Origin of the sequence: Protofrankia sp. Cr1 (genome assembly GCF_963555865.1) — a bacterium.
In the GTDB taxonomy this organism is placed as follows: domain Bacteria; phylum Actinomycetota; class Actinomycetes; order Frankiales; family Frankiaceae; genus Protofrankia.
The window spans coordinates 1-5,338 of record NZ_CAUVXO010000153.1; the positions used below are offsets into that span (position 1 = coordinate 1).

Genomic DNA, 5,338 nt, shown 5'->3' on the forward strand with positions numbered 1-5,338 from the left:
GATGCGGGGATCATCGACGGTGGCAACGTGGTGACTCACGATCTGGCCCATGGTCTGCAGAGTCAGCTCGAGCACCCGGTTACCGACAAGCGACGCCACGGCGCCGTGGAACATCGCATGCTCCTGTACGAAACGGGCCAGCTCCTCGGGCGTCTCGCGGACCTCGTTGAGCTCGAGATACGGGGCCATGGCGGCCACGCGGGCGGTGCGGTCACTCGCGCGGGCGGCCCGCTCGGCGAGAATGCACTCGGCGAACATCCACGCGTCGAACAGCTCGTTGTACGTGGCTCCCGCCATGTGGAAGTACAGGGTCGAAATGCGGCCGAGGTTGGCCGGATGGACGCTGCCGACCACCGGCCCTCCCCCGGGTCCCCGGCGGATCGAAATCAGGCCCTGGACCTCCAGCAATCGCAGGCCTTCGCGTAGCGACTCTCGGCTCACACCGTATTGTTCGAGCATCGCGCCTTCGGTGGGAAGCCCGTCGCCGGGTTGCAGACCCTGGTCGATGATGGTCCGCACGACCTCGCGGGCGAGGCTTTCCGACGTCTTGAGTGTGCGCAGTAGCGCGCCGTCGGCCGTGATGGCGATACAGCCACGCGTCGGGACCGCCGAGGAATGGCCGTTGCGTCGCGCCGCCTCGTCGGTCACGTCCAGCCCCTGCTCGGCCAGCCGCGGCCGCAGGTGGTGGCCAGGCGGTCCCAGGGCAGCTGTTCGCCGGGCCGGACCGGCGCGATGTCGGGCAGATCCCGGAGTGTCCTAGACTGGATCGTCACGTCCGAAACCCTTCGTCGTCCTTTTCCCCGGCAGCTGTCAGCGGGCATCCCGGCCGAAGGCGTTCTCGCTCCGGTGAGCCTGGCGAAGTAGGCCCTTGACGTCAATTTATCATGATGTTTAAGCTAGCGCCCACGTCGCTACCAGGGGATGTTGAGGGAAACCATGGGCGTCAGGCAGCCAGACGGCGATCCCGACGGTGCGCAGGATCTGGAGGCCTTCCGGCGGCGTGCACGCAGCTGGCTTGCCGAACACGCGCCATCGCGGGAGGGCCTTGGCCCGGGCGCCGGAGCCGAGGGCGCCCAGGGCGCTTCCTACGACGTGTCGGTCTTTCACGACCTCTCCTTCGACGACGAGAAGGCGTTGATCGAGCGGGTGGCGGGCTGGCACCGGCAGAAGATCGACGCGGGGTTCGGCGCGTTGGGCTGGCCGCGGGAGGACGGTGGCGTGGGGCTCGGGCCGGCGTTCGTCGAGGCGTTCGCCGCCGAGGAGACGCGCTTCGCCGTCCCGCCCGCCCATGAGCTGGTGTCGGTGACGGTGCATCTGATCGCGCCGACCATCGGTCTTGTCGGCACGCCCGAACAGCGTGATCGCCTCTTGCGGACCTTCCTGCGTGCCGAGCGTCTGTGCTGCCAGCTCTTCTCCGAGCCGGGGGCCGGATCCGACCTGGCGGCGCTGGGGACCCGTGCCGTCCGCGACGGCGACGGATGGGTGGTCAACGGGCAGAAGGTGTGGAGCTCGGGGGCGCAGTTCGCCGCCTGGGGCATGGTGCTGGTGCGGACCGACCCGGACGTTCCCAAACACGCGGGCATCACCGCGTTCCTGCTGCCGCTCGACACGCCCGGGGTGACGGTGCGGCCGTTGCGTCAGATGTCGGGTGGCACGTCCTTCAACGAGGTCTTCCTCGACGACGTCCGGATCCCGGACTCGCTGCGTCTGGGGGCGGTGGGGGCGGGCTGGAAGGTGGCCCTGACGACCCTCGGCTTCGAGCGGGAGGCGACCGGCGGGCACAGCAGCGTCGGGGGCGGGTGGCGGCAGCTGGCTCCGCTCGCCTGCGCGCTCGGCCGATTCGATGATCCCCTGGTGCGCCAGAAACTGGCCGACGTCTACATCAGCGAGCGGCTGGCCGAGGTGGCGTCGCTGCGGGAGGCCGCCGGGCGGGCGTCCGGGCGTCCCGGCGGACCGGAGGGGTCACTGCGCAAGCTGCACTGGGTGCGGAGTCTGGCGCTTGCCTCGGTGGCGGCGGAGGCGGTGCTGGGGGCGCGTCTGGTGGCCGACACCGGTGAGTGGGGCACGTTCGCGTGGACCGCGCACATCCTGGGCGCTCCCGGATATCGGATCGCCGGTGGTTCGGACGAGATCCAGCGCACCATCATCGCCGAGCGGCTCCTCGGGCTGCCGAGCGAGGAACGGGTCGACCGCAACCGGCCGTGGCGGGAAATTCCCCGGTGACGGGGCCGACCGGGGACGAGCCGATGCTTGCGGGCAAGGTGGCGCTGGTGACGGGAGGCAGCCGGGGGCTGGGCCGACAGATGGTGCTGGCCTTCGCGCAGGCCGGTGCCGACGTGATGATCACCAGTCGGAAGCTGGCCGGCTGCGAGGCGCTTGCCGATGAAGTACGTCGCAGGACCGGCCGGCGAGCATTTCCCTACGCCGCCCACGTGGGGGACTGGGACGGGATCACCGGGATGGTGGACGCCGCCTACGGCGAGTTCGGTCACGTCGATGTGCTGGTCAACAACGCGGGGATAGCGCCGCTGTACCCGAGCCTGGAGCAGGTCAGCGAGGAGCTGTTCGACAAGGTGATGGCCGTCAACCTCAAGGGCCCGTTCCGGCTCACCGCCCTGGTGGGCAGCAGGATGGTGCGTGACGGTGGCGGCTCGATCATCAACGTGAGCAGTGTGGCGGCGATCCGCCCGACCCCGAGAGACCTTCCGTATGCTGCTGCCAAAGCCGGGCTGAACACGTTGACAACCGGGTTCGCGCTGGCGTTCGGACCGGCGGTCCGGGTGAACACAATCATGGCCGGGCCGTTTTTCACCGATATCAGCGAGGCGTGGGATGCAGAAGCCTTCGCGACGCTCGCGCGCCGGTTCCCGCTGCGCCGCGGTGGACAGCCGGACGAAATTGTCGGGGCGGCGCTGTACTTTGCCTCGCGGGCGTCAAGCTTTACCACCGGGGCGGTGCTGACCGTGGACGGTGGCCAGGCGACCACACCCTACGACGCGGATATCACCCACAACTTACCGTAAATTATATCGCCCGTGTTCATTGTCATGAACACGGGTTAGAAAGGCTGAGGAGGCGGCGTGGTCTGGGATATGGATCTGGCGTCGAGTGAGGAACGCGAGCAGTTACGCCACGCCGTCCGGGCGTTTCTGGCGGAGCATTCGCCGCAGACCGAGGTCCGGCGGCTGATGGAGACCCCTGAAGGCTTCGACCGGGAGGTCTGGTCGCGGCTGGCGGGTGAGCTGGGTGTCGTCGGCCTGCTCGTCCCCGAGGAGTACGGCGGGGCCGGGGCAGGTGTCGGCGAGGTCGGCATCGTCCTGGAGGAGATGGGGCGCGCCCTGCTGTGCGCGCCGTACCTGTCCACCGCCGTGCTCGCCACCGGTGTTCTGCTCCATCTGGACGACGAGGCCGCCCGCACGGACTACCTGCCGGGTATCGCCGCCGGCCATATCGTCGCGACCGTCGCGCTCGCCGAGGAGTCGGTTCGCTGGGATGCGGCAGGCGTGGCCGCCACCGCGACCCACGATGGGTCGGGATGGCGGCTGCGGGGGACGAAGATGTTCGTCCTCGACGGGCTGCACGCCGATCTCCTCCTCGTGGCCGCCCGCACCGACGGCGGCGGCGACGGCGGCACCGGCGACGGCGACGGCGGGGTCAGCCTGTTCGCGGTCGAGGGCACCGCGCCCGGCCTGCGCCGGAGCGCGATGCGGACGCTGGACCCGACCCGGCGCCAGGCACGCCTTGACCTCGACGACGTGCCGGGCCGTCTGCTCGGCGCGCCGGGCGGTGCGCAGCCGACGTTGGCGTACCTCGTGCACCTAGCCGCCGTCGCCCTGGCCTGCGAACAGACCGGCGGGGCGGCGCACGTGCTGGACATGGCGGTCGGATACGCGAAGACGCGGGTGCAGTTCGGACGTCCGATCGGGCAGTTCCAGGCGATCAAACACCGCTGCGCCGAGATCGCGCTGGAACTCGACGCTGCCCGCTCGGCGGTGGCATACGGGCTGTGGGCGGCCCAGGAACACGAGGTGGAGCTGGCGGTGGCCGCATCCGTCGCGAAGGTCCGCTGCTCGGAGGCTTTCGCGTTCGCGGCGGCCGAGAACATCCAGGTGCACGGGGGTATCGGGTTCACCTGGGAGCACCCCGCCCATCTGTACTTCCGCCGAGCCACCAGCAGCGAGCTGATGTTCGGTGACCCCGCCCACCACCGGGAGCAGCTCATCCGCCATCTCACGGTCGAGGCCGGACCGTGACCGTGGACGAGGAGTTCCACCACCGGGACCGGTGTGCGATCGTCGGCATCGGCGCGACCGACTATTCGCGTGCCTCGGGCCGCAGCGACCTGACGTTGGCGACGCAGGCGGCCTTGGCCGCTCTCGATGACGCCGGGTTGTCCCCGCGTGACGTCGACGGCATCGTCCGCTGCGACATGGACACCGTGCGCCAGCACGATCTTGCCGACGCGCTGGGCATCCAGGATCTGACCTACTGGTCGGAGGTCGGTCCGGGCGGGGTGGCGCCGTGCGCGATGGTCGGCCAGGCGGTGGGCGCCATCCTGTCCGGCCAGGCCACGACGGTGCTGGTGTTCCGGGAGCTCAACGGCCGCTCCGGGCGCCGGTACGGGCTGTCGTCCACCGTGGACGCGCAGGTTGGTGGTGCGGGTAGCTACGACGAGTTCTTCTCCCCCTACGGACTGCTCACTCCAGGGCAGATCTTCGCGGTGATGGCCCGGCGACACATGATCGAGTATGGGACGCGGGCGGAGGAGCTCGGGCACATCGCGCTGGTCTGCCGGGCCCGGGCGAACGCGAACCCCGCGGCGCAGATGCACGGGCGTGCGCTGTCGATGGACGACTACCTGGCCGCCCGGATGATCGCCGATCCGTTGCGGCTGTTCGACTTCTGTCTGGAGACGGACGGGGCGTGCGCGCTTGTCGTGACGAGCGCGGCCCGGGCGCGCGACGGCCGCAAGCCGCCGGTCCTGATCCGGGCGGTGGCGCAGGGCAGCGGCCGCAACCCTCAGCCCGGCGTCCAGTTCCCCGTCCTGATGCGGGAATCGATCACCGAGCTGCCGGCCCGGTCGGTCGCCCGCACGCTCTACCGCCGCGCCGGCCTTGGTCCGCACGACATCGACGTCGCCCAGATCTACGACTGCTTCACGATCACGGTGCTACTTCAGCTCGAGGACTGGGGATTCTGCCCGAAGGGCGAGGGCGGGCCGTTCGTCGCCGGCGGCGGGATCGACCTCGGCGGCCGTATCCCGATCAACACCGGCGGCGGGCATCTGTCCGAGGGCTACCTGCACGGCATGAACCACATCCTCGAGGGTGTCCGCCAG

5 protein-coding genes are annotated in these 5,338 nt (G+C 70.0%); 4 read left to right on the forward strand and 1 reads right to left on the reverse strand.

Annotation, left to right across the window (positions count from 1 at the left end; translation table 11 throughout):
- Positions 1-648: FadR/GntR family transcriptional regulator (locus tag U9980_RS13770; RefSeq protein WP_322768272.1), on the reverse strand; the 648-nt coding region annotated here is incomplete at its 3' end.
- Between the two features lie 288 nt (positions 649-936).
- Between U9980_RS13770 and U9980_RS13775 the strand changes: the two genes are divergently transcribed.
- From U9980_RS13775 to U9980_RS13790, 4 genes are all read left to right on the forward strand, one after another.
- Positions 937-2,223, forward strand: a complete 1,287-nt coding sequence (locus U9980_RS13775; RefSeq protein WP_322768273.1) for an acyl-CoA dehydrogenase family protein — start codon at positions 937-939, stop codon at positions 2,221-2,223.
- A 23-nt stretch (positions 2,224-2,246) separates the two neighbouring features.
- Positions 2,247-3,023 carry an SDR family oxidoreductase gene (locus U9980_RS13780; RefSeq protein WP_322768282.1) on the forward strand — a complete coding sequence of 259 codons (777 nt, stop codon included), beginning with the start codon at positions 2,247-2,249 and terminating at the stop codon, positions 3,021-3,023.
- 69 nt (positions 3,024-3,092) lie between these two features.
- Positions 3,093-4,253 carry an acyl-CoA dehydrogenase family protein gene (locus tag U9980_RS13785; protein WP_322768283.1) on the forward strand — a complete coding sequence of 387 codons (1,161 nt, stop codon included), beginning with the start codon at positions 3,093-3,095 and terminating at the stop codon, positions 4,251-4,253.
- Positions 4,250-5,338, forward strand: a 1,089-nt coding sequence (locus tag U9980_RS13790) for a thiolase C-terminal domain-containing protein (RefSeq protein WP_322768274.1), incomplete at its 3' end; no start/stop codon positions are given. The genes U9980_RS13785 and U9980_RS13790, both read left to right, overlap by 4 nt.

Coding starts and splice junctions, on each gene's coding strand:
- U9980_RS13775 (WP_322768273.1), top strand. CDS start 937: ATGGGCGTCAGGCAGCCAGACGGCGATCCCGACGGTGCGCAGGATCTG.
- U9980_RS13780 (WP_322768282.1), top strand. CDS start 2,247: ATGCTTGCGGGCAAGGTGGCGCTGGTGACGGGAGGCAGCCGGGGGCTG.
- U9980_RS13785 (WP_322768283.1), top strand. CDS start 3,093: ATGGATCTGGCGTCGAGTGAGGAACGCGAGCAGTTACGCCACGCCGTC.